At 33.4% G+C, this 2,918-nt stretch carries 2 protein-coding genes; both read left to right on the top strand.

All coding sequences use genetic code 11. The features are described 5' to 3' along the window. Window positions 1-177 precede the first annotated feature (177 nt). A complete protein-coding gene (locus tag KGI01_RS13535; RefSeq protein ID WP_141275116.1) occupies window positions 178-1,071 on the top strand; it encodes an NERD domain-containing protein in 894 nt (297 codons plus the stop codon). A 176-nt stretch (window positions 1,072-1,247) separates the two neighbouring features. Next, on the top strand, window positions 1,248-2,798 hold the full coding sequence (locus tag KGI01_RS13530; protein WP_141275115.1) for a glucosaminidase domain-containing protein: 1,551 nt from the start codon (window positions 1,248-1,250) through the stop codon (window positions 2,796-2,798). Window positions 2,799-2,918: the final 120 nt, after the last annotated feature.

Raw genomic sequence — 2,918 nt, 5'->3', positions numbered from 1 at the left:
CGAAAGGGAATCCCAACTTTTGAAAAGGAAAACTCGTATCTTTTTATAATGAACAAATTTTCAAACCTATAATCTAATAATTGAATAAAAAAACACGCCTTTTTTAAAATAAGAAGTATAAACAAAAATCCCTAAAATATGCATAGTGTATAGTGAATAAAAAAGGAGAATTTTGAAATGATCCAAAAAGAATTTCGTTCTAGTCCTAAAATGCACATTTTAAAAAGGCTTTATGCACGTTTACATTTGGATGAAATAAAAGTACGTATTCAACAAGATATAGCGAAGATTGAAGCTGGAGACTTTGGAGAAGAAATTGTTGCAAAACGCTTAAATACTTATAAAAACGCAATAGATATTCATGTTTTTCACGATATCACGCTCTATCAAAATGGGCTATTTCAAATGGATTTTCTTGTTGTGACATCGAGTTGCATCATCATTTTAGAAGTGAAAAATATTTCGGGACATATTTATTTTACACAGAATCCACAACAACTGATTCGAAAAATAAAAGGACAACCTGATCAGAAATTTAGAAGTCCCGAAACTCAAATTCAAAAATATATTAAACAATTAGAAATATGGAATTATAGTCATCAATATAATATTCCAATATATGGAGCAGTAGTTTTTCCTACGCTCTCAAGTATTGTAAATAGTGATAATACCATGACACATATTTTAGATTTAGATGAAATTGAGCAGTTTATTTATAAGCAACATCAGGAGAATATTGAAAATACGGATGTACAAAAATTTATTAACAGAATAAAAGAAAAAGCGATTGATTATCGGATAAATACTTTAGGAGAATATTATAATTTTAAATTGTATCACTTGAATAGTGACTTTCTCTGTCCAAAATGTCATTCGAAAATGCTGAAAAAAAGTCGGAGGAAATGGAACTGTTCCAATTGCACTTATACAGGTCAGCGAATAATTAAAGAAGAATTAGATGAATATTTGAGTTATTTTCATCAAGATATGCTAAAACAAGACTTACAAAAATTTATGAAAGATGTTTCTAAAAGTACGTTTTATCGAGAATGGAAGAAAATACAAAAATAGAAACATTACACACATCACAACTCTATAACAACTTTGTCATATACGTTTATTTCTATTTCAAAAGGAAGGAAATAGTATATAAATATTTCAATTATATTAAGAAATCCAATTATTTGTATAAATATAAGGTAATTGGACGAAGGTATAACTAGGATAAAAGAAAGGTGTGTTTAAATTTGAAGTGGAAATGGATGATTGCGGGGGTACTGAGTTTACTATGTGTGTTTTCGTTTACGAGTATACAAAGTCAGGCGGCGAGTGAATATAAGGTAGCTGAAATCAAAACGACGAAAGCGAAATTTTACAAAGCACCCTCTAAAAAAGCAAAAGCGACAGCAGTGAAAAGTACGGATTTAAAACGTACATACTATGTTCGCGAATCGAAAAAAGCAGATGGAACAACGTATTATCGCCTTGAAAAAGGTGCAACATCGATGGGGTGGATTGATGGAAAAGTATTAAAAATCAACAATCGCACACTCCTTTCAAAAAAGAAACAAACGATGTATTTATTAGGGCGAAATAATGCCTATACAATGCCTGCGACAACATCGAGTAATCGATCATACAATTTAGAAATTCGTCGCGGTTTATCATTTACGGCAGAGCGTTATGAAAAAGTGGGCACGACTTATTGGTATAAAGGGAAGATTGAAGGAACGACTAAATTGCGCTGGATTCGTTCCGATTTATTAACAACGAACGGCTTTGTAGGTGTCGATTTACGCAAACCTTCGAATGTTACAGCGAAAGATTTACAGGCACTTATTTTATCAAAAGGGCGTACACCTGATAATATTCTATACAAATTAGCGCCAGAGTTTATTAAAGCTCAAAGTAGTACAGGTGTGAGTGCGCAATTTATGTTTGCACATGCGGCACTCGAAACAGGTTGGGGCGGATCGACGATTTCACAGTATAAAAACAACCTATTCGGCTACCAAGCCTATGACTCTTGTCCGATTACATGTTCAAAATATTTCCCTAAAGGTGAAGATGGTTTAAAATTGTATGCTTCACGCATTGTGAATAATTATTTAACAGTTAGTGGTCCTTATTATTATGGTAAAAATGTATTAGCGATGAATGTAAAATACGCTACGGATCCATCATGGGGCGAAAAAATAGCAAATATCATGCAACAGATTAAACCGTATAATAGCTCATATTATAAAGGTGTAAAAGCATCGACGAAAAAAGTATCGATTGCACAAGATTTTGGCAGTGAGATTCCATCGACGAAACCACAACCAAGTGCATTTGTAGCTTTACCTTCAAGTATTTCGACAACAATTAATTCTTCAGGTGCATCAGTTTATTCAATTCCATATGTATATGCACCACGCGTGGGAAGTTATGCAAAAGGCAAAAAAATTACGTTAAAAGCATATCATACAGATGTAAAAGACTTTAAAAATACAAAAAATGCTCAGTCGCGCTGGTACAGAATTAGTTACCAAAATAAACAAGCATGGGTGCGCAGCGATCAGATTACAACAATGAACTTAGCATTTACAACAGTCGATGCGACACTTCATTCAAATGCAGGTGCAAACTATTCTAAAGTAACAACAGCAAAGAAAAATACAGCGTTAAAACTTGTAACATCTTCAAGCAAACCCGTTACAAAAAAAGACTCTAAAAAAGCAATTTGGTACCAAGTTTACCAACCAAGCTCAACGAAAAAAGTATGGATTCGTTCAGACTTAATGAAAATCTATCGTTAAACTAAAGTAGGAATTACGTTATGATAACGTGATTCCTCTTTTTTATCACAAATATTAGGAGATTCCCTTTCGCGCGCGGAATAGTCCCTTTCGGAGGCGTGGATTCCCTTTCGCGCGCGG

This window comes from Kurthia gibsonii (assembly GCF_006539985.1).
Taxonomy (GTDB): Bacteria; Bacillota; Bacilli; order Bacillales_A; family Planococcaceae; genus Kurthia; species Kurthia gibsonii.
The sequence above is the reverse complement of the archived record's forward strand: the minus strand, read 5'-3'. Positions and strand labels throughout refer to the sequence as shown.